Genomic DNA, 22,318 nt, shown 5'->3' on the forward strand with positions numbered 1-22,318 from the left:
GGAGTCGTGACTCCCTCCTCCCGATCGTCGCCATCATCCCCGCCTTCCGACGCCGGACCGCTCCTTCGCGTGGTGCTGGCTGGCGCGCTCGGCGCGTTCGCCCTGCTGGGACTGGCGATCTGGAGCACGATGCGTCATGGCCGCCCCAGCGCCGCGCCCACGGCCGCGGCGCTGGAGCAGGCGGCGCGGGACGCGCGATCCGGCGCGGCGGCGGCCGTCACGGAGGCGCCGACATTGATTCCCGTCGCGGTTGAGGGGCCGTCCCCACGCTGGATCTGGCTGCCTGTCGAGGCGGCGCCAGGCCAGCGGGCGGCGTTTCGACGGGTGGTCACCTTCGCCGGACCGCCCAGGCGCGTCGAGCTTCGCTGGAGCGCGGATGACGAGGCCGCCGTGCTGGCCGACGGCGCTCAGCGCGCCTCCAGCGACGCCTGGGAGACGCCGGGCGTGGCGGACCTGACCAGCGACGCGGCGGACGGACAGTTGGAGGTCATCATTGCCGTGCGCAACCGGGGCGGGCCGGCGGGACTGGCGGCCGTCATCGACATCGTCGAACAGGACGGCTCAACGCGGCGCATCGTCACCGACGCCGCATGGAGCGCGGCCGCACCGGACGCCACGGAACCAGCCGCGTCTCCCGCCCGCGAGATCGCCGACTATGGCGCGGCTCCCTGGGGCGAGGTGGTCGGACTGCTGCACGAGGACATCAACCGGCACATCGCCGTGGTCGAGGGCTTCACGGTCGAACTGGTCTACCGCGTGCCTCGCTCGCAGGGGTCGTGGGTGTCGCTGGCGACGGATGACAAGGGGCGGCTGATCGCCAGCGACCAGCAGGCGGGTCTGTTCCGCATCACGCCCGCCCCGATCGGGGGCGACGCCTCGGCGACGCGCGTCGAAGCCCTCGATCTGCCGCTCGGCGCCGCCCAGGGGCTGCTCTGCGTGGACAACGCGCTGTACGTGGTGTGCAACGAGGGGCGGGCTCAGGGCCCCGGACTCTACGTGGCGCACGACCGCGACGGCGATGACGTGTACGAGGAGTGGCGGCTCATCCGCGCCTTCGAGGGCGGCGGCGAGCACGGCCCGCACGGCGTGATCCAAGGGCCGGACGGCCTGCTCTACGTCGTGGGCGGCAACCACACGAAGATTCCCGCGCCGGAGCGATCCGCCGCACCGCGCGTGTGGGATGAGGATCTGCTCCTCCCCCGATTGTGGGACGCGGGGGGACACGCAGTGGGGATTCTCGCACCGGGCGGTTGGGTCTGCCGGACATCGCTGGAAGGCGAAACGTGGGAGCTCTTCTCGATCGGTTTTCGCAACGCCTACGACTTGGCGTTCAATGAGGACGGGGAGCTCTTCACCTACGACGCCGACATGGAGTGGGACATGGGCGCGCCGTGGTATCGCCCCACCCGCATCTGCCACGTCACCAGCGGGTCGGAGTTCGGCTGGCGCAGCGGCACGGGCAAGTGGCCCGCGGAGTTTCCCGACAACCTGCCCCCGGTCATCGACATGGGCCCCGGCTCACCCACGGGCGTGGTGTTCGGCGCCAACGCGGCGTTTCCGGAGCGTTACCGAACCGCGCTCTTCGCGCTGGACTGGACATTCGGCACCATCCACGCCATTCATCTCGAGCCGGCAGGCGCCACGTACTCGGCGAGGCGGGAGACATTCCTCACGGGGCGCCCCCTGCCGCTGGCGGACGTGGTCATCAACCCCTTTGACGGGGCCATGTACTTCGTGGTGGGCGGGCGGGGCGTGCCTTCGGCCATCTACCGCGTGCGCGCCGCGGAGCGCGACGAATCCGCCGACCGCGCGTCCCGTGAGCAGCCGTCCGACGAGCGGCGCGAGACCGAACTCCGCACGTTGCGCCGCGAACTGGAGGGCTTCCACGCCGCCGACGCGCCGGAGGCCGCCATCGACCTGATCTGGCGCAACGCGGGGCACGCGGATCGCTTCGTGCGCTTCGCCGCCCGCACCGCGCTGGAGCACCAGCCGGCCACGCGCTGGGCGGAGCGCGTGGGGGTCGAACCGGACGCGCGTCGGCGCATCCACGGCGCGATCGCGCTGGCCCGAGTGGGCGGGGCCGAACATCGGAGCATCGTCATCGACGCGCTGCGCGGGCTGACGTGGAAGGGTCTGGAATCGTCCCTGCGGCTGGACTGGCTTCGCGCCTGGCAACTGGCGTTCATTCGGATGGGCAAGCCGAGCGCCGCCGAGGCGAGCCGATTGGCGGCGATCTTCGAGCCGCTCTACCCGGCGGGAGACGACCTGCTGGACCGCGCCTTGTGCGACCTGCTGGTCTACCTCGATTCGCCCCGCGTCGTCGCGCGGACCATTCCGCTGATGGAGACGACGGATCGAAGAACGCATGAACCGATCGACCGCGACCTGCTCTCGCGCAGCGATGCCTACGGCCAGGTGATTCTGCGCATGGCCAGCGCCCCGCCGCAGCGGCAGCAGGTGCATTACGCGCTCGCCCTGCGCAACGCGACCGTCGGTTGGACGCCCGACCTGCGTGAGCGGTACTTCCGCTGGTTCGACACGGCGAGGCGCACCAGCGGCGGGCTGAGTTTCTCCGGCTTCCTTGAGATGATCCGGCGCGACGCCCTGTCGCGCGTGCCGCCATCCGAGAGAGCCATCTATGAGACGATCGGAACCGCGCAGGATCCCCTGCTGGCGGGCGACATCCCTCAGCCGCGCGGACCGGGGCGGCAGTGGACCGTGGACGACCTCGTCGCCATGATCTCGAAGGAGGGGTTGACCGACCGCGATTACGACAACGGGGCGCGCATGTACGCCGCCGCCCGCTGCACCGATTGCCACCGCTTCGCGGGCCTGGGACGCGGGGGGGCGGGCGGGCCGGACCTGACGGCCCTGAGCACGCGATTCTCGGTGCGCGACCTGGCCGAGGCCATCATCGAACCAAGCCGCACCATCTCCGACCAGTACCAGATGACCGAGTTCGCGCTCGAAGGCGGTGGACTGGTCATCGGGCGCATCATGGATGAGCGCGACGGCGTGCTGCGCATCATGCAGTCGATGCTCGTGCCGGACCTGACGGTGGACGTAGAGGCCGCGACCATCACGGAGCGCCGCCCCTCCGCCGTGTCGCCCATGATGCCCGCCCTGCTTGATCGCCTCAACGCCGAGGAGGTGAAGGATCTGCTCGCGTATCTGCTTTCCGAGGGCGATTCGCGCAACCCGATGTTCCGACAGCCGGGCGCATCCGGCGGCGCGACGAGCGGCGCGGACGCCGACGGATTCGTGCCCCTGTTCGACGGCCGCACCCTCGATGGCTGGGAAGGCGACCTGCGTTTCTGGAAGGTGGAGAACGGCGAGATCGTCGGCCGCGCCACCGCCGCCAACCCGCTTCTGGCCAACACGTTTCTCATCTGGCGGGGCAGCCGCACCGCAGGACGCGCCACCGTGGGCGACTTCGAGCTTCGCGCCGAAGTGCGGCTTCTCGGCAACAACAACTCCGGCATCCAGTACCGGGCGCGGCAGGTGGGCGACTTCGGGCTGCACGGCTACCAGTGCGACATCCACCCCCAGCCGGACTACACCGCCATGCTGTACGAGGAGGGCGGCCGGGGCATCGTCGCCACGCGCCCCAGCGCGATCCGCATCGCGGCGGATGGCTCAAAGTCGCCCTTGGATGGGGCCGCCCTCGGCGGGAGCGCGCCCATCGCCCTCGACCAGTGGCGCGAGTACACCATCCGGGCGGCCGGCAACCGGCTGGAGCACCGCATCGACGGCGAGGTCACGGTCATCGTGATCGACGAACAGCAGGGCCGCGCCGCGGCGGACGGCCTGATCGGCCTGCAACTGCATTCGGGCGGCGCGTATGAAGTGCGGTTTCGCAACATCCGGCTCAAGCGCCTCGAGAGCGGGCCATGACGACGATCTACGAAGCGGCTTCGCAGGGGAACATTGATGAGGTTCGACGCCTGCTGGCGAGCGGCACGCCCGTGGATGAGCCGGGCGAGTACGAGCAGACCGCGCTGATGGCCGCCGCCGCGGGCGGTTTCACCGAGATTGTCCGAATCCTGTTGGCAGCCGGGGCGGACCCCCGACGCGAGAACTCGCTCGCCCTCGACTTCGCGGTGCGGCTGGGTGAGCCGACCAGCGTTCAACTTCTGCTGGGCGCCGGCGCGGACCCCAATCGTGCCGCGCCGCAGGCACCCGATGATGACGACGACTCCGACGATGACAGCGTGGACCCGCCGCCGCTCGCGGATGCGCTGCAGCGAGGTGAGGCGGAGATCGTGCGCCTGCTGATCGAGGCGGGCGCGCGCGTGGATGTGGTCCATCAGGGGCGCGGGCTGCTGGCGTTCGCCATCACGGCGAACAACGTGGCGCTCTTCGAGGATTTGGCGAAACGCGGCGCCAGCATAGCGGGAGCGGTGCATGCCGTAGCCGATTCAGGTCACGTGGGGTTTCTCGACCGGCTGATCGAAATGGGCGCGACGCTGGAGGCGCCGCCGGGTGCTGATTCGGTCATGGTCACGGCCGCCGCTTCGAACCACGCCGCCGTGCTTCAACGCCTGATCGAACTCGGCGCGCCGCTGGAGGAGGTGGGGAATCTCGATCGAACCGCGCTGGGCATCGCCGTGTTCCTGGGGCACGTGAAGTGCGCCAAGGCGCTGCTGGAGGCGGGGGCCATTCAAACGGCGGACGATGGGCTGCCGTTGCTTCTTTGCGCCATCGACTCGGGCCGGCCCGAGCTTGTGCGGCTGCTGCTGAGCCACGGGGCCGATGCCGACGATCCGGGTGATGGATGCTGCACACCGCTGCTGCACGCTATCCGGGGCGGCCGAGTGAAGTCGGCGGAGGTGCTCATCGACCACGGCGCGGATGTCAACCGGCGGCACGATGGCCCGTGCCGGTCCACGCACGCGCACCCGGTGCCCGCGGGCGCCACGCCGCTCATCGCGGCGGCGAGATTCAAGCGCGGAGAACTGGTCGAGCGCCTGCTTGCGGCCGGCGCGGAGGCGTCGCTCACCGACGCTCGCGGGCGGTCGGCGGCGGACCACGCCGCGCGTCGGGGCGACGTGGCCATGATGAACCGGCTGGTGGCGGCGGGCGCTCCGCTGACGACGGATGAGCGCACCAGGCACAACGCCGCGCTGCTCACGTCGCTCCGCCACGCCGATGCGGCCGGCGCACTGGCCGCGCTTGGGCGCGGTGCCGACGCCAACGCTGCCGATCGGGACGGGCGCAGCGCGCTCATCGCGGCGGCCCGCGGGGGCATGGTCGAGGTGGTGGAGGCGCTGCTCGCGGCAGGCGCGGACCCCAATCACGTGGCGAAGTGGGGCGAGTCGCCCCTGCGCGTCTCGGCCCTGCGGCGCAATTCCCGCATCGTTCGCTCGCTGCTCGCCGCCGGCGCGGATGTGAACGCCTGGCAGGTTCCGGGATCGATCCCCGCTGACGAGCGGAACACGGTGTTCATCAGCGGTGAGTCCGCCCTGCACGACGCTGCGGCATGGGGCTCGACGGATGTGCTCGAAGCGTTGCTGGAGGCGGGCGCGGACGTGAACTTCGCCGGCGACGCCGACGTAACGCCGCTGGTGGCGGCGGTGAACCATCGTCGCATGGATTCGGCGCGGCTGCTCCTGGCGGCGGGCGCGGTCGTGCGGCCCCAGGACGAGTTGTGGATCGCGCCGTACCGCTTCGCGGAGCGGGCCGAACAGCCCGCTTTTCAGGCCGCGGCACGCCAGGTGGCGGGAGCGATCGGCGTCGCCGGCGAGCCGATCCCCAACCTTCCCGGCGCGCTGGGTTTTCGACTCTCGCTGAACGATGGAGACGCTCCGGGCTCGCCCCCGCGCCTCGACACCGTGGAAGGCGCACGCGAGTGGGGGCGGCGCTTCGCGAAGGACTACGCCGCCCTCGATGAGCGCGCGACGGCGATGGTGCGGGCGCTCGCCGAGCCGGTCGAGCGCGCCGGCTTCCTGCTGCTCGATGGAGGCAAGCCGCTGGGGTGCGGGCCCATGGTGCAGTTCGTGGTGCTGCTGCCCACCGGCGACAAGTTCGAGGCCATGGCGGCGTTCGGCGTGCGCGGCAACGACGATGAACTTCGCACGGATGACATCATCCGCTGGTTCAGAGCCCTGGAGCGGGAGGAGCCGTTCCACCTGAAGGGGCTTCGGTTTGACACCGTCATCATCGAGTTCCTTCAGATCGTGAAACGCCCCGATGACCTGGCGCGCCGGATGTGCGAGTTCTGTTCCGACCTGATGTCCGGCGCGGAGGGAGATCGGGTTGAGGCCGTGGCCAAGGCGCTCAGGTCCGGCAGGCGCATCGAGTTCTGGTGGGATTGACCGGCCGCGGTGACCGCACCGGCATCGAGAGGAACGGTGATGTGCGGGCACGCGGCCATCACCGACAACCATCGTCACCGGCGCTACGATTGCCCGCACCGACGCCGCAATGCATGCGGCCCATCGGTGGGGTGGCCGAGTGGTTGAAGGCGCCGGTCTTGAAAACCGGTAGGGGGCTCGTCTCCCTCGCAGGTTCGAATCCTGTCCCCACCGCTTCGATTTCGCCGACTCGAATGCCTCTCCCATGCTCGCCTGGCTCAACGGACAGTTCATCGACCTCGCCGACGCCCGCATCAGCGCGTTCGATGCCGGGTTCCAGCATGGCGTGGGGCTGTTCGAGACCATGCTCGCCCGCGACGGCGCGGTGCTCGGGCTGGAGAAGCACCTGGCCCGTCTGGAAGAGTCGGCCCGGACGCTGCGGCTGACCGAGCGGCTGCACGTCGATGCCCTGGCCGATGCGGTCAAGCTCGCCCTGGAGCGCAATCAACTGACTGACGCCCGCATTCGGCTCACGCTGTCGGGCGGTGACCTCAACCTGCTTCGGGGCTCTTCCGGCGCCGGACATGCATCCTCGGACACGGCCCAGAAACCCGCGCCACGACACGACCCGACGATCCTCATCCACATCCAGCCGATCACGCGCTATCCCGAGGCGTTTTTCGAGCAGGGGGTCACCGTCACCATCGCCGATTCGCGCCTCAACCCGCTCGACCCCTTCCAGGGCCACAAGACGCTCAACTACTGGCCTCGGCTGAGCGCCCTGCAGCAGGCCGCCGCCGCCGGAGCCGCCGAGTCGCTCTGGTTCAGCGTGAGCAATCATCTCTGCGGCGGCTCGGTGAGCAACATCTTCCTCGTGAAGGACGGCCTGCTGATGACACCCATCGCCCGGGGCGAGGAGCAGGAGGTCGGCGTGGGCACGGGCGCGACCATTCCCTCGCCCGTGCTGCCCGGCGTCACACGCGCCATGCTGCTGGAAGCGGCGGAGGAACTGGGGCTGCAGTACATCCGCCGCATGCTCGACTATGACGATCTGCGCGAGGCGGATGAGGTCTTTCTGACCAACTCGTCCTGGGGCGTGCTGCCCGTGGTGCGGGTGGAGCAGGCGCGCATCGGCCAGGGCGACGTCGGCCCTGTCACGAAGGGGCTGCGGCAGGCGTGGCTGGACTGGTGAACGTCCGAGCCGCGTTCGCCGACTTGGCGGAAATGACGTATAATCAGAAGTAGACTGTACGTCAGGAGTACGCCGTGGCTCAGACCAAACTCACGCTCCGCCTGGATGCCGACCTGATCAGCCGGGCCAAGGCATCCGCCGCCAAGCAGGGCAAGTCGCTCTCGCAGATTGTGGCGGACTACTTCGCCGCGCTGGTGGGCTCACCACGCCGCCCGCGACGGAAGCGCCCGGATCGCGATGCGCTGCCCCCCAACACGCGGCATCTCTGCGGGCTGCTCGAAGGAGAGATGCTGGACCGATCGGCGTACCTGCGGCATCTTGAGGAGAAGCACCGCTGACGCTCTTCATCGACACGGATGTCCTGCTGGACCTGATCCTGGCGCGCGAGGCGTTTGTGGCGGACGCGGCGGCGCTCCTGGCGTTGGTGGAGTATGGGCGGGCCGAGGCGGTCATCGGAGCTGGGGCGGTGACGACGATTCACTATCTTGTCCGCCGTGCGCTGGGAGGCGGCGCGGCGAATGAGGCGGTGGATCGCCTGCTCCGCATCGCCCGCACCGCACCCGTGACGCACGCCGTGCTGCAGGCCGCGCTGCAACTGAAGTGGAGCGACTTCGAGGACGCCGTGGCCCACGAGGCGGCGGTGGCGGCGGGAGCGCAGGTGCTCGTCACCCGCAACGCGCGACACTTCCGCGAGGCGGCGCTGCCGATCTGCTCGCCGCGCGAGGCGATTGGGATGATTGAGGGGCGGAGTGGTGGCGGCAGCGGGTGAATCGTGTGTTCAGCGCGGGATGACGCTTGCGGCTGGGCGATGGCATCACCCGTTTCGCCTGCCCGCGTCGTCACCCGGTTCCTCAGTCATTTGGTTCATTGATCCGTCGATGCCTCGGTGCCTTGATCCCTCGATGCCCTCACGCTCCCGATTCCACCCGCACTCCGGGCAGCCGTGCGCGAGGTCGTGGCGGAGGTCGTAGGCGCAGTGGGGGCAGTGGCCGCGGGCGCGCCGGCGATGCGTTCGGACGGCTCGCCAGTTCAGGAGTGGGAACCACAGCACTCCGAAGATCGCACTGTTTCCCACCAATCCCCACCAGATCGGTCGAAGCGGGAGCTCGCGGCCTGCTTGGTGTCCATAGAACATCTTCGTCGGGTCGAGCCCGACGTCGATGCCGTCGTCCGGCCCGCTCGATACCCACACACCCGAAGTTCGGACATCGCGAATCGGCCCACTCCACAAGGCGTACAGCGGCCAGCCGCGGCGATCCGCCATCTCGACGACCAAATCGCATCCCGGGTGCGCAAACTCAGGTGGTTCGGAGTAGAAGCCGGTCCAGTGCGGAATCAGTTGCTCGGGAACGAATCGGTCGGCTCGGACTCTGTTGACACCGGCCATGCGCTGGCGGTACGAGATGACCAGTGAGGCAGTCGGGCGATCCTGCGTCGCGCCGATCCAGCTGCGCCCCGGAGCTTCCAGCACAATGGCCCGCCGGGATGTGTCAGGATTGACGCTCAGATCGACCAAGAGCGTGCTTCCCCACGCCACCGCGATGGTCGTCACCACCCCCAGAATCAAGCAAGCGATGATGCGCCGCAACCAGCGTCCCATGCCACGATGATACGGGAAAGCAGGTCAAACCCACCGGATCACCGGGTATCATCAGCCGCATACACTTCGTGAAGTCTGTCACGATGTGGGGGAAGGGGTGAGGGGTGAGCCACCCGGAGGAAGGCACTGGGCACGAGGCATCAGGCACTGGGCAGATTGACTACTCGCGCAGCACACAGCACTCGGCACCTCGCACGCAGTACTCCTCCGATGGTGGGCCTCGAAGCATCGGCCCACCCTACAAGAACCCACGAAACTCGGAGTTCGGAACTCCACTCAGTCCTCAGTCCTCAGTCCTGACGCCCCAGCACTCAGCACCCAGCACCCAGCACTTCCCCGCCCCGCGGACCCTCCCATGCCCTTCACGCTCAAGAAAGATCAGGCCGCCTACGGCATCGACATCGAGTCCACGGAGTATCTGCGCGAGCACGTGGATGCCCCGGATCGGTGGGTGCTCAACTTCGGGCCGCAGCATCCCGCCACGCACACCACGCTGCGGCTGGTGCTGGAGCTGGACGGCGAGCGCATCGCCCGCTGCACGCCGCACATCGGCTACCTGCATTCGGGCTTCGAGAAGCTGGGCGAGCACCACAACTACAACCAGTACGTCTGCACCATCAGCCGGATGGACTATATCTCGCCGATCGCCAACGACATCGCGTGGCATCACGCGGTGGAGACGCTGTTCGGCATCGACCTGACGCCCCGCTGCAAGGTGCTGCGGACGATCATGGCCGAACTGGGCCGCATCCAGAACCATCTGCTGTGCGTGGGGGCGGCGGCGCTGGACCTGGGGGCCTTCACCGGCTTCCTGTACGGCTTCAACGAGCGCGAGAACATCTACGACATCGTGGACTACATTTCCGGCCAGCGCTTCCACCCCGACTGGACGCGCGTGGGCGGGCTGATGCGCGACCTGCCCGATCAGGCGACCTTCCAGAAGATGGTCCGCAACGTCATTGACAAGCGCCTGCCCAAGGCCATCACCGACATCGAGACGCTGCTGAACACCAACCGCATCTTTCTCGATCGCACGCGCGGCGTGGGCACGATCTCACGCGAGGAGGCGGTCGCCTGGTCGCTCACCGGCCCGATCGCCCGGGCCTCGGGCGTCAAGCGCGACCTGCGCAAGGATGAGCCGTATCTGTGCTACAAGGACAACTGGGATGGACAGGGGGCCAAGGCGGTGCAGTTCAAGGTGCCCGTATCCAACGAGGGCGACTCCCTGGCCCGCTACCTCGTCCGCGTCGAGGAGATCAAGCAGTCGATGCACATCATCGACCAACTGATCGACGCCATCCCCGACGGTCCCGTGGACGCCTACGCCGACGGCAAGACGCGGCTGCCCGAGAAGGCGGACGTGTACGGCTCGATCGAGGCGCTCATCCAGCACTTCGAACTGGTCATGACCAACCGCGGCTGGGACACGCCCGTGGCCGAGTGCTACGCGGCCCAGGAAACGGCCAACGGCGAGCTGGGGTACTACATCGTCGCCGACGGCACCAAGTGCCCGTGGCGGGTGTCCGTGAGGCCGCCCTCGTTCATCCACTTCCAGGTGCTCCCCAAGTTGATCGAGGGGCACCAGCTGGCGGACGTGGTCGCGGTGCTGGGGTCGCTGAATATCATCGCGGCGGAGTTGGATCGGTGAGGTGAGGGGAGAAGGCATTGGGCACTCGGCATCAGGCACGAGTGCGTCATGAAACCGTTGTGTTCCGGAGTTCCCACCCCAGTGCCTAGTGCCCAGTGCCTAGTGCCTATCGCGAAGCAAACCCATGGCCTGGATCGTCAAACCCAGTGCGACAATGACCATCGAGCGGCGGAAGGAGCCCTACCTGACGCCGCAGATGAAACAGCGCTTCACCGAGGTCATCCTGCCTCGATACGAAACGAAGCTCGGCGCCCTCATGCCCATCCTGCATGAGGTGCAGCACCACTACGGCTGCATCCCTCACCAGGCGCAGGAGGAGATCGCCGCGTTCCTGGAGATCACGCCTGGCGACGTGCTCGACACCGTGTCGTTCTACGAGGAGTACCACATCGAGCCGCGCGGCAGGTACACCATCGGCGTGTGCCAGTCGATCGCCTGTGATGTCTGCAGCCCCAGTTGCGGCGAGATCATTGATCACCTTCGTGAGAAACTCGGCATCGAACCTCACGAGACGACGGAGGATGGAAAGTTCACGCTGCTGGCGATGGAATGCCTCGGCTCCTGCGGCACCGCGCCGGTGGCGCTGGTGAACGAAGATCTGCACGAGGGGCTGACGATCGAGAAGCTGGATGCGATCATCGACTCGCTGGCGGCGGAAGACGACAAACCACAGAGGCACTGAAGGGAAGAGAGCAGGAGAACAGGAAAACAGGAGAACAGGAATGGAACCACGGATGAACACAGATGCACACGGATGAGGGGCGCGGCGAACGGACCTCTTCTTATCCGTGTTCATCTGTGTTCATCCGTGGTTCCTTCTCCGGGTTTTCTCTGTGTCGTCAGTGCCTCTGTGGTGAATCCTCCGATCATGTCCAAGTCCAAGTCCATCTCGCGTTCGCTGGGCGAGTTTCTCGGTCACATCTTTCGCGGCGTGCGTACGAAGGTGGATGACAAGGGCCGCGTCATTCCGCCGGAGCAGGTGAAGCGAACGGAGGTCCGCCGCACCGTGGAGGAGGAGAAGCAGGGCGAGCACGTCATCCTGCGGCGGACGACGATCGAGGAAGTGGAAGTGCGGAGATCCGACGCCGGATCGGCGTGAACCGTACCCGATGCCGCGTCACGTCGTTTGAATCACCTGGAGCACACCCATCGGCGCGAGATGCCGATCCGTTGACCAGCACGTCCGGTCGTGCCGTCGGTGCATCAGGTCCAGCCCACGGCTTCGACAGGCGTGAGCCGCGGATGGTTCAGGGTGGGACGCCTGTCGCGAACCGGGTTCACGCAGGCATCGTCGGAGTTGCGCCGCAGGCGGCGCACCTCACGCGAGATGTTGACGCGGTGACCGGGCGGCGACTGCCTCCGGAGCACGAATCTCCTACACTTTCCCCATGCCCATGAACGCTCCCGTTCTGACCCAGCGCATCCCCACCTGGCCCTTCGCCGACCCCAAGGGTCGGCACATCGTCTCCTATGACGAGTACATCAAGACCGGCGGCTATCAGGCCCTCGAAAAGGCCCTGAGCATGGACCCAGCGGCCATCGTCGATGAGGTCAAGAAGTCGCAGCTCCGCGGGCGCGGCGGGGCGGGTTTCCCCTGCGGACTCAAGTGGACCTTCCTGCCCAAGCCCGACGGCGGCCGCCGCTACCTCGCCATCAACTGCGATGAGGCCGAACCGGGCACGTTCAAGGATCGCCTGCTCATCGACTTCGACCCCCATCTCGTCCTCGAAGGCATCGCCATCGCCTGCTACGCCTGCCGCCTGGATACGGCGTACTTCTTCATCCGCGGCGAGTACCACCACCAGGCCAAGGTGGTCGAGAACGCCATCCGCGAGGCGTATGACAAGGGCATCTTCGGGAAGAAAGGCCTGATGAACGGCAAGAGCGACTTCGCCGTGGAGTGCTACGTGCACCGCAGCGCGGGGGCGTACATCTGCGGCGAGGAGACCGGCCTGCTCGAAGCCATCGAGGGCAAGCGCGGCTGGCCGCGCGTCAAGCCGCCCTTCCCGGCGGTGAAGGGGCTCTTCCAGCGGCCCACCATCATCAACAACGTCGAGACGCTGGCGTACGTGCCCTTCATCGTGCAGAACGGGGCCGACGCGTTCAGCAAGATGGGCTGCGTCTCGCGCTACCCCAACAGCGCGCCGAGCTTCGGGTCCAAACTCATGGGCATGTCGGGCCACGTCAACCGGCCTGGCGTCTACGAGCTTGACCTGGGCATCACCCTGCGCGACTTCGTGGAGAAGCACTGCGGCGGGATGCGCGGCGGCAAGAGGTTCAAGGGTGCGATTCCCGGCGGCGTCTCCATGGGCGTGCTGGGAACGGACCAGTACGACGCTCCGCTCGACTTCGACATCGGCCGCGAATACCAGGTGCTGGGGCTGGGCACCGCCTGCCCCACGGTGTTCGATGAGGACACCGACATGGTCGCCGTGTGCCGCAACATCGTGCGGTTCTTCAAGAACGAGTCGTGCGGTCAGTGCACCCCCTGCCGCGAGGGCGCGGGCTGGCTGTTCAAACTCATCACTCGCATCGAGCGGGGCGACGCCACCAGCAAGGATCTCGACCTGCTGCTGGAGATCGCCGGTTCGATGGGCACCATGCCCGGCACCACGATCTGCGGACTGGCCGATGGCAACAACTGGGCGGTGCGGACGATCGTCAACAAGTTCCGGGCGGAGTTCGAAGCCCGGTGCCGGCGCCAGTTCGTGCCCGTGGGCGTGCCGGTGACGGTGGGCGCTTCGTAATTACGCCGCCAGCCCGTAATCCTCGTCCGTCTCCCAGCCCTCCTCGGCGGCCTCCTTGGGCCACTGGGGCTTGGCGCGGTGATGGACCCTGATGACGCTCGATACCTGCCGCGCGAAGATCGGACGCAGCGTGTCGATGATCATCGCCAGATCCTCGGCGAACGGGTTGCGCCGATCGCGGAAGAGCACCATCACCGCCAGGCAGTCGTCCCCCTGCTTGCAGTGAAAGGCCACCACGTCGCACTCGGTGAGAAACGCCGCGTCGGTTCCCAGCCAGTCGGCCAGTTCGGCGGCGTCGTCGAAGCGCACAATCTCGCTCTCCTGCTCCATCTGCGGGCAGATGACGCGGCAGAAGTGGTCGAGCAGCACATCGGCGCTCTCGCGCGGACAGTTGTAGTTCACGTACGCGCCCAGCGAGTACTCGCCGTGCGGGTCGGGCAGAAACACTGCCGCGTTGGTCGGCCCGGTCTTGCTGAGCAGGTACTCCATGGTGGTGCGAAGCAGCCCTTCCAGCTCCAGCTCCTGTCCCAGCAGGGTGCGGAACTCGCTGGCCATGGCCACCTCGTTGAGCTGCTCGGCGATGTCCTCGTAGGCGTTGGCGAGATCCTGGCAGAGCACCTCGACCTGCTTCGACGACTCCACCTTGGCGGCGTTGAGTTTGCGGCACATGTCGCGCAGGCGGATGAGCCGTCGCTCGTCGCGTCCGCATTCACGCGACTTGAGCACCGCGCAGGCCACGCCATAGGAGATGGACTCGTCGTCGGCTGGCAGGGGGATGACATCCACCGCGCCAAGCCGAAGCGCCTCGAGGGCCAGGTCGAATGACGTCGTCTCGGTCAACAGCACCATGCGGGTGCGGAACTGGCAGCGATGCAGGTGGCGGGCAAGCCGCAGACCGTCGCCGCTCCACGCCTGGGCGTGAATGACGGCGGCGTCGAAGGTGTCCGTCGCCAGCGCCCGGCGCGCCCGCTCATCGGTGTCGGCCAGCGTGACGGCGTGCCCGGCGCGCTTGAGCGCCTCGCACCACGCGCTTCGATCAGGCGAATCTGGCGCGGCCACCAGCACGCGGGCCGGTCCCTCGGGCGTCGTCGGCTCGGTGTCCAGTTCGTTCAGGAAGTTCGGATCGTCGGGGAGCATGCGGTCGGTCACCCTCGCGGTGGTTGATCGTCGCGGGTGATCGACGCGGCCCTCCCGAGGCGCTACGCGGCCTCGCGGTAGGCGGCGTTCCTCCCTCGCCACCCGCTCAGCGCGATGGTGGCGACGGCCCCTCCGTGGGCGCCGTTCTTCAGCGTGAGCGACCCGCCGTTGATCTCCACCAGGCGACGGGCCCGCGCAAGACCCAGGCCCGGCTGCCGACCGGAGGGCTTCTCGCTGAAGAAGGGATCGAACGCGTGGACCAGCGCCGTCTGGCTCAGGCCCGGACCCGAATCGATCACCTGGATCATCAATCGGTCATCGAGCGGGTCGATTTGAACGCGCACTTCGATTCCCGTGCCCGGTCGCGCTTCGTGCGCGTTCTGGATCAACTCGCGCAGCGCCGCGCCCAGCTGCACCCGGTCAATGCGCACGGGGGGGATGCCGTCGTCAATCGACACGCGCACCCCCGGCGCGGGCTTGAGCCGCGCCCGCAGGTCACGCATCACGTCGTTCACAAGGTCCACCAGCGACACGGTTTGCGGCTTTGGCTGGGGCGGCTCGGCGTACAGACGCAGCGATGTGATCAGGTCCGAAAGCCGATGCGAGGCCCGCACAATCTCATCCGCCCCCGAACGCACCCGCGGGTCCAGCGACTCCTGCTGCATCAGCTGCGCGCGCCCGGAAATGACCGTGAGCGGGTTGTTCATCTCGTGGGCGGCTCCGGCGGCCATCTCCCCCACCGCCTTCATCGCCTTGTGCTGCGCGATCGTCTCCTGCGCCGCCACGAGTTCGCGGTGCGCCTCGACCAGGCGCTCGCTGGCGGCGGAGGCACGCTCGGCCAGCGCGGCGGCGGCGATCGCGGCGCCCCATGCGTGACGCAGCACCTCCAGCGACGGCGCATCGACCGTCCCGCCGAAGTCCTTCTCCCGAAGCAGCATCGCCGACACGTCCGCCGAACACGCCAGCCGCAGGCCGTGCCCGCGAGCGATCTCGGGCGGCAGGGCCAGCGTATCCAGCCACGGGGCCACCACGTTCAGCCGGCCATGGGTCGGTTCGCCCCAGGCGATCGGGCTCTCCACGTCCACCGCGACCGTGCGCTCCAGCGCCGCCTGATTCGAGAAGCAGAAGATCTCCGCCCGACCCGCCGGCGCGCCGCTCGGCGCGGCGGGGGCCGGGCCCGCGCCCCCCGGCAGGTGAACCACCACGCTCATGCCGTCGCCGAACACGGACGAAGCGGACCGGGCCACCGCCTCCACCGTCGTGGTCAGCGAGGCGCCGGGCATGGCGCCATCGAACAGCACCTGGCAGGCGCGCAGGGCGCGGGTTCGGATCTGTCCCGCCACGCTGTGACGCTGCGCCGACTGACGCACGCGCGACAACATGGTGTTGGCCCGCTCGATCGTGGCCCGCAGCAGGTCGCGGCTGGTCGTCTCACCCAGCCCGATCAGCACCGCCCGTTCGCTCACCTGCTCGTGCAGCGTGTCAGACACGCGCTCGACAAGTCGCGGCTCCAGCCCGATCGAGCCCGCCACCGACGCCAGGTCTTCCACCTGCGGACCGTGGCCGGCGTGAGCCAGCAGCAGCCGACGGGCGATCAGGTCGGCCAGCGTCACCAGCCGCACCAGATCCCGGTGCTCGCTGGCGGGCACCGCGTCGAACGGGCGGCTGTTGAGCCAGATCGACTCGACCATCCGCTCCGGCAGTTGCCAGTGGTCGGCCAGGTGCTTGCCCACGGTGTGAGAGTCGATGCCGATCACCCGGCGGCATGCCTGGTCGATGTCGAGGCCGTGCTGGTCGGCCAGTTCGCAGCAGGTGTCGAACGACCGGGGCAGCACCGCGTGCAGGGCGAGCTGCCCCAGATCGTGCAGCAGTCCGGCAAGAAACGCCTCGCCGGGGTCGATGGACTCTCGATACGACGAACCGCGCACCAGGGCTTCGCAGGCGATGCCCACCGCCAGGCAGTGCTGCCAGAAGGCGAGCCGGTCGAAGGCGCCGTCCGCGCTGCGAGTCTCCCCGCCACGACTGGCCACGCCGTCGAGCAGTTCGAACACTTCCACCGCGAGCGCGGCGGACCGAACCTCGTCAAACCCCAGCAGCACCACCGCCCGCTCGATGGTCAGATCCTTCACCGCCACGCCCCGGCTGGCGGCGCGGCAGAGCTTCAGCACTTTCGCGCTTAGCGAAGGGTCGGACGCGACCAGGCGCACCACGTCGCTGGCGCTGGACTCATCGCTGGAGGTCACCTCCAGCAGACGCACCGCCACGGACGACAGCGTGGGCAGTTGATCCACCTGCTGGAGGATCAGCTGCAGCCGTCGTCGCGGATCAAAGGTTCCGGCGGTGCTGGTCATGGGTCACACCGGAGAAGTGCTGAGTGATGCAGAGGGTGGGTCGATGCTTCGAGGCCCACCAGCGAACAACGGAGTGCTGAGGGTGGTCAATGGTCGGCCTTGACGTCTGACCTCTCTTCAGCCGCCATCGGCGCGTCGCGCCCAGTTCCAGACGCCTTCGCCTGGTTGCTGGTGGCTGTTCCCTCACACCTTCCCTCACACACCCGCCAGTTCGCACACGCGTTGCTTGAGGGCCGCCACGTCGAAGGGCTTCTTGATGAACTCGTCGGCGCCCAGCTTGAGCATGGCGTCGATCTCCTGCTGGTTGATCACGCCCGAGACGATGATGATGCGCGTGCCCGCCAGCTCATCGCGCGAGCGGATGCGCTCGCACACCACGTTGCCGTTGATGTCGGGCAGCATGTAGTCCAGCAGCACCACGTCAGGGCGGAACTGCTCGGTGAGCAGACCGGCGTCATAGCCGTTGCCCGCGGTCCGCAGCTCGAAGCGGTCGTCGCTGGAGAAGATTTCCTGGTAGAGGGTGATGATCTCCGGGTCATCATCGACCACGAGGATGCGCTTGGTGCCTTCCTCGAGCAGGGTGGTGGGAATGTCGTTGGCCCGCATGAAGCGGATCAGTTCGGCCCGCGGGATGCGCCGGAAACGCGACCCCGGCACCCGGAAGCCCTGCAGACGCCCGGCATCGAAGCAGCGGATGATCGTCTGCTGCGAGACCTTGCAGACCTCCGCCGCCTCGCCCGTGGTGAAGACCTGCTTGGCGCTCCAGCCGTTGCTCGACTTGTGATTGGCCATATCGACTCTCCTCCTCCTCACCTATCCGAGGATCGCGGCAAACTGGCTTCACTGAACTTCCCAGATTGCCTGACTTGTGATCGACCCCCCAATGACCCAACTTCACAGGTGAACGTTTCACCACCCCCTCTCAGATTGCCCAGATTGAAAAGATGATGCGGATTCCGCCTCAGGCAAGTGATATCGGGCGTGGCGGAGGGGTGAGGAACGAGCCACCAGCCATCAGGGGAGGCGTTGGGCATGAGGCGCTGGGCACTCGGTGCGGAACACAAGGCATCGGGCTGTCGGGAATATGCACCAATGGCGGCTGGAGAGAGGTCAGCCGTCAGCGGTCAAGACCGAACACCGACGACCGACAACCGATCACCGAACACCGTCAGCACTTCGTCCTCTCCACAACGCCACCGCCTCCGGCTCACGGGCGTAGAGCGGCATCACCGCAGCCGGGTCCACCGCAACGCCCGGGTCGCGTGACCACATCCGCTGTGCCACGTGCAGGCACGCCGCGGGGTCGAACGTGGGCGGGAGAACGGGCACACCCGCCTGCTCGCACCGGGCGCGAATGCCGGCGGGCAGGTGCTCGTCCCCGACCAACAGATGAACACCAGTGAGGTCGATGGTTGTTTCAGTCACCGCGCCGGGTGTTCCGGTCATCATCCAGTGGTCATCGCCGCCGCGCCCGAAGCGCGTCACCCAGCACGATTCGCGCTTGGACGCCAGGGCCACGAGGATTGGCCCATGCCCATCGATGCGATCGGCCACTACCACCGCGGTTGGGACGGGAATGACGCCGACCCCTCTGACCTCGGCGATCATCCGCGCGGTGGTGATGCCGATGCGAAGTCCGGTAAATCCCCCCGGCCCGATGGAAACCGCCACCGCCGCCACATCCTCGAACGTACGCCCCGCCGAAGCCATCAGCCGGTCGATGGCGGGGATGAGGTCATCGGAGTGCCTCCCGCCGGGTTGGAGCGATTCCGTGTGGATATCGCCGCTGGAACCCTGCACGGCCACCCCGCCCTGGCGCTGGGATGTTTCGATGGCGAGGATGAAGGGCGACGGCATCGCCAAGTGTATGAACGCGTTGCGGCAGCGGGATGATTACCCCGCGTTGGCCGCCGTCTCCGCCTCCGCCGCGCGGGCGGCGCGCTTGTCATCCGGCCGCGCTGCCTCCAGCGCGCGGCCATGCACGCCCTCGGCTGCGGCGGCCAGCGCATCGCAGAGTTTGCGGATGGCGGGCACATCGGGGAACTCCTCCACCAGCCCGGAGAGTTTCTCGGAGATCGCCGCCCCGTTGGTGCGGTAGAGTCGCTTGAAGGCCTCCTTCACCGCCTCGATGTGCTCGGGCGGATAGCCGCGACGGCTCATGGCGATGGCGTTGATGGCCCGCACCTCGGCGGGGTTGCCTTCGACGATCATGAAGGGCGGCACATCCTTGGTGATGCGGGCCAGCCCGCCCACGAAGGCACAGGCGCCCACCGTGGCGAAGTGATGCACCCCCGCCCCGCCTCCGATGTTGGCGCCTTCCTCGATGTGAACGTGACCCGCCAGCATCACCTGGTTGGCGATGACGCAGTGGCTCTCGATGACGCAGTCGTGGGCCACATGGGCGGCGACCATGATCAGGTTGTCATCGCCCACGCGCGTGATGCCGCCCCCGTTGCCCGTGCCCCGGTGAATGGTGACGTGTTCGCGGATCTGGTTGTTGTCGCCGATGGCGCACAGGGCCCGCTCGCCCCGGTACTTCTTGTCCTGCGGGTCGGCCCCGATGACGGAGTAGGGGTAGATGATGTTGTCGCGCCCGATGGTCGTGTCGCGCTGCACCGTGACGTGGTTCATCAGCACGGTGCCGTCGGCGATCTCCACCCCCGGCCCGACCACGCAATAGGGACCGACCGCGACGGAGGGAGCCAGTCGCGCGCCGGGGTCGATGATCGCCGTGGGATGAATGTTCGCCATGCCTGTCTGCTCCGGGCCGGGGCGTCTGTCGCCCGGGCCGGGACACTCACGTGGTCAATCCTGCTCGGCATCGACCATCATGAACTTGATCTGCGCCTCGGCCGCCAACTGGCTGCCGACGAAGGCCTTGCACTTGACATTGCCGGTCCGCGCGCCGGCTCGCACCGATTCCGCCTCGAGCACCAGCTGGTCCCCCGGCACCACCGGCTTGCGGAGTTTCACCTTGTCCAGCGAGAGCAGCACCGCGATCTTGCCGGTGTGCTCGAGTTTCTTGGAAAGCAGCAGTCCGCCCAGCTGGGCCATGGCCTCGACGATGAGCACGCCCGGCATCAGCGGCGTGCCGGGGTAGTGGCCCTGGAAGAACGGCTCGTTGATCGACACGTTCTTCACGCCGATGGCCTTGCGGTCGCCCTCCACGTGCAGCACCCGGTCCACCAGCAGCATGGGGTAGCGATGGGGCATGATGCGTTGAATGGAGCGGATGTCCATCTCGCGCCCGCGGGTGAGCAGTTCGCGCGACTGCTTCGCCTCGATCTGCTCCAGAATCTTCAGGCCCATCTGGTGATTGAGCGAGTGCCCGGACTTGTACGCCACGAAGCGGGCGATGACCTCGCACCCGACGAGGTACAGGTCGCCCAGCATGTCCACGATCTTGTGGCGCACCGGCTCATTGTCGAAGCGGTAGGCGTTGTCGATCGGACCTTCCTCGCCGATCACCAGCACGTCCGCCGGGGAGAGGTGGCGGCACATGCCGCGCTCCCACAGGGCCTTGGCCTCCTCCACCAGCGAGAAGGTGCGGGCGGTGCAGATCTCCCGACGGTACTCATCGCCCGCGAGCGTGAATGACTGCGTCTGGCGCTTGATGCGGTTGTTGTGCCCCCCGTAGTCGAGGTCGAAGAGGCAGCGGAACTCCTGCCCGTCGTGCGGCAGGGCGGCGAGCATGGCGTCGCCCTCCTGCACCACGATGGGCTCGGTGAGGCGCCACACGCGGCGCGGAGCGTCCTGCTCGACGAGGCCCACCTCGAGAATCGGGTCCACGAAGGGCTTGGCCGAGCCGTCGCCGCAGGGAAGCTCCGGCCCGTGCAACTGGATGAGGGCATTGTCGATGCGAAGCCCGGCCAGGGCGCTCAAGCAGTGCTCCACCGTCTCGATGACCACGGAGCCGGATTTGAGAGCCGTCCGCCGCGCCCGCGGGGTGACGAAACGCACCGAGGCGGGAATCTGCACGGGCGGGCTCACGTCCGTCCGCTCGAAGACGATCCCGTGATGGGCCGGGGCGGGCAGAATCGTGCAGGTGGCGTCCTCACCCAGCAGCAGACCCTTGCCGGTCACGGTCACCGGCGCGGCCAACGTATGCTGGCGCGCAACGGTCGCGAGGGAGGTGGGGTGCTTCTCAACGGCCTGCAACATGCTGGTTCCCGGGTCGGCGGCGGCGGGGTGAAATGTCCGGCGGGGCTCCATCCCCATCGAGGCGCGCGACGTGACCCATGTACCGTCGTCCGGTTTCAATCCCCCGCCCCCAAAAATAGGCGTGAAGTCGCTCCGACGCTACTCCTCGAGGTCATCGAGGCGGGTCTCGACCTGATCCATCCACACCCGCAGCCGACGCACCAGGGCAACCTGCTTCAGCGCCTCGCGGTGGGGTTGCGCGGGGATGCCGAACACCGTCTCCCCCGGCGCGACGTCTGAAATCACCCCTGCATAACCCGCCAGACGTGCCCCTCGACCGATTCTGACGTGCTCCGCAACACCTGATCCCCCACCAAGTTGCGCTCCATCTTCAATGGTGACTGAACCCGCCAGCGCCACCTGGGCGGCAATCACGCAGCACCGGCCAATGCGGCAGTTGTGCCCAACCTGCACCAGGTTGTCGATCTTGGTGCCCGATCCGATGATCGTGGAGCCGAACTTGCCTCGATCCACGCATGAATTGGCGCCGATCTCCACCCCATCTTCGATGATCACGTCTCCAACGTGCGGAATCTTCACGAGCGTTCGCTTATCCTCGGACGGCCGATAACCGAAACCGTCCGTCCCGATCGCCACCCCGCTGTGAAGGATGCAGTTGGCGCCCACGCGGCATCGGTCGCGCACAACCACGTTGGGATAGAGCACCGACTCCTCCCCCACCGCCGCTCCGGCGCCCAGCCAGACACCAGCGTGCAGCACCGCAGCGCGGCCGATCGTGGCGCCCGGGCCGATCGTCACATGCGGGCCGATGAACGCAGCGGGGTCGATCCTGGCCCCCGGGTCGATGACCGCGGTCGGGTGAACCCCCGGCTCGGGCTTCCAGGGCGGGGTGCTGAACCGCTCCAGCAGCCGGGCCATGGCCAGTTCGGCGTTGGGAACCAGGATCAGGGCACGATTGGCCGGGTCGTGTCCCGCCACCTCCAGCGAATGGGTGACCACCGCCGCCCCGGCCCGCGACGCCCCCCATCGGGCGGCGTGCTTGTCATCCGCGATGAACGTGACTTCATCCGGCCCGGCGTCCGCCAGCGCGTTCAGTCCGCGAATGGGCAGATCAGCCCGACCGACGACTTCGCCGCCGAGCCATTCGGCGAGCGCGGCCGCCGTGTCAATGGGCCGATTCATCCCGCTG

General features: G+C 67.9%; 16 protein-coding genes and 1 tRNA gene. 10 read left to right on the top strand and 7 right to left on the bottom strand.

Going from position 1 to position 22,318, the window contains the following annotated elements; genetic code table 11:
* Positions 1–6: 6 nt before the first annotated feature.
* From HRU76_02775 to nuoF, 10 genes are all read left to right on the top strand, one after another.
* Positions 7–3,894: a DUF1080 domain-containing protein gene (locus tag HRU76_02775; GenBank protein QOJ16580.1), complete on the top strand. Its 3,888-nt coding sequence runs from the start codon at positions 7–9 to the stop codon at positions 3,892–3,894.
* Positions 3,891–6,314: an ankyrin repeat domain-containing protein gene (locus HRU76_02780; protein ID QOJ16581.1), complete on the top strand. Its 2,424-nt coding sequence runs from the start codon at positions 3,891–3,893 to the stop codon at positions 6,312–6,314. The genes HRU76_02775 and HRU76_02780 overlap by 4 nt, the downstream gene beginning before the upstream one ends.
* Before the next feature lie 125 nt (positions 6,315–6,439).
* A tRNA-Ser gene (locus HRU76_02785) sits at positions 6,440–6,527 on the top strand.
* Between the two features lie 31 nt (positions 6,528–6,558).
* Positions 6,559–7,485 (top strand): aminotransferase class IV, encoded by a 927-nt coding sequence (locus HRU76_02790; GenBank protein QOJ16582.1) that lies wholly within the window; start codon positions 6,559–6,561, stop codon positions 7,483–7,485.
* Between the two features lie 74 nt (positions 7,486–7,559).
* A complete protein-coding gene (locus HRU76_02795; protein ID QOJ16583.1) occupies positions 7,560–7,823 on the top strand; it encodes an antitoxin in 264 nt (87 codons plus the stop codon).
* Positions 7,820–8,254: a PIN domain-containing protein gene (locus tag HRU76_02800; GenBank protein QOJ19070.1), complete on the top strand. Its 435-nt coding sequence runs from the start codon at positions 7,820–7,822 to the stop codon at positions 8,252–8,254. Before HRU76_02795 ends, HRU76_02800 begins: the two co-directional genes overlap by 4 nt.
* Before the next feature lie 1,186 nt (positions 8,255–9,440).
* The gene (locus HRU76_02805; protein ID QOJ16584.1) at positions 9,441–10,733 is read left to right on the top strand and encodes an NADH-quinone oxidoreductase subunit D; all 1,293 of its coding nucleotides are present in this window, start codon (positions 9,441–9,443) and stop codon (positions 10,731–10,733) included.
* Positions 10,734–10,857: 124 nt separating this feature from the next.
* Positions 10,858–11,415 (top strand): NAD(P)H-dependent oxidoreductase subunit E, encoded by a 558-nt coding sequence (locus HRU76_02810; protein ID QOJ16585.1) that lies wholly within the window; start codon positions 10,858–10,860, stop codon positions 11,413–11,415.
* Between the two features lie 186 nt (positions 11,416–11,601).
* On the top strand, positions 11,602–11,832 hold the full coding sequence (locus HRU76_02815; protein ID QOJ16586.1) for a hypothetical protein: 231 nt from the start codon (positions 11,602–11,604) through the stop codon (positions 11,830–11,832).
* A gap of 295 nt (positions 11,833–12,127) precedes the next feature.
* Positions 12,128–13,480 (top strand): NADH-quinone oxidoreductase subunit NuoF, encoded by a 1,353-nt coding sequence (gene nuoF / locus HRU76_02820; GenBank protein ID QOJ19071.1) that lies wholly within the window; start codon positions 12,128–12,130, stop codon positions 13,478–13,480.
* Here nuoF and HRU76_02825 read toward each other — a convergent pair whose 3' ends face one another.
* From HRU76_02825 to lpxD, 7 genes are all read right to left on the bottom strand, one after another.
* Positions 13,481–14,617, bottom strand: coding sequence for a hypothetical protein (locus HRU76_02825; protein ID QOJ16587.1), 1,137 nt, complete (start codon positions 14,615–14,617; stop codon positions 13,481–13,483). It lies immediately after the preceding gene.
* Positions 14,618–14,679: 62 nt separating this feature from the next.
* A complete protein-coding gene (locus HRU76_02830; protein ID QOJ16588.1) occupies positions 14,680–16,968 on the bottom strand; it encodes an HDOD domain-containing protein in 2,289 nt (762 codons plus the stop codon).
* Between the two features lie 195 nt (positions 16,969–17,163).
* Entirely contained in the window at positions 17,164–17,760 is a 597-nt protein-coding gene (locus HRU76_02835) for a response regulator (protein QOJ16589.1), read from the bottom strand.
* A 363-nt stretch (positions 17,761–18,123) separates the two neighbouring features.
* Positions 18,124–18,825, bottom strand: coding sequence for a tRNA (adenosine(37)-N6)-threonylcarbamoyltransferase complex dimerization subunit type 1 TsaB (tsaB, locus tag HRU76_02840; GenBank protein QOJ16590.1), 702 nt, complete (start codon positions 18,823–18,825; stop codon positions 18,124–18,126).
* A gap of 36 nt (positions 18,826–18,861) precedes the next feature.
* A complete protein-coding gene (gene lpxA / locus HRU76_02845) occupies positions 18,862–19,719 on the bottom strand; it encodes an acyl-ACP--UDP-N-acetylglucosamine O-acyltransferase (GenBank protein ID QOJ16591.1) in 858 nt (285 codons plus the stop codon).
* Positions 19,720–19,773: 54 nt separating this feature from the next.
* Positions 19,774–21,129, bottom strand: coding sequence for a UDP-3-O-[3-hydroxymyristoyl] N-acetylglucosamine deacetylase (gene lpxC / locus HRU76_02850; protein ID QOJ16592.1), 1,356 nt, complete (start codon positions 21,127–21,129; stop codon positions 19,774–19,776).
* Positions 21,130–21,267: 138 nt separating this feature from the next.
* Positions 21,268–22,311: a UDP-3-O-(3-hydroxymyristoyl)glucosamine N-acyltransferase gene (lpxD, locus tag HRU76_02855; protein QOJ16593.1), complete on the bottom strand. Its 1,044-nt coding sequence runs from the start codon at positions 22,309–22,311 to the stop codon at positions 21,268–21,270.
* Between the last annotated feature and the right edge of the window lie 7 nt (positions 22,312–22,318).

The sequence above is a fragment of the Phycisphaeraceae bacterium genome (assembly GCA_015709595.1).
In the GTDB taxonomy this organism is placed as follows: Bacteria; Planctomycetota; Phycisphaerae; order Phycisphaerales; family SM1A02; genus CAADGA01.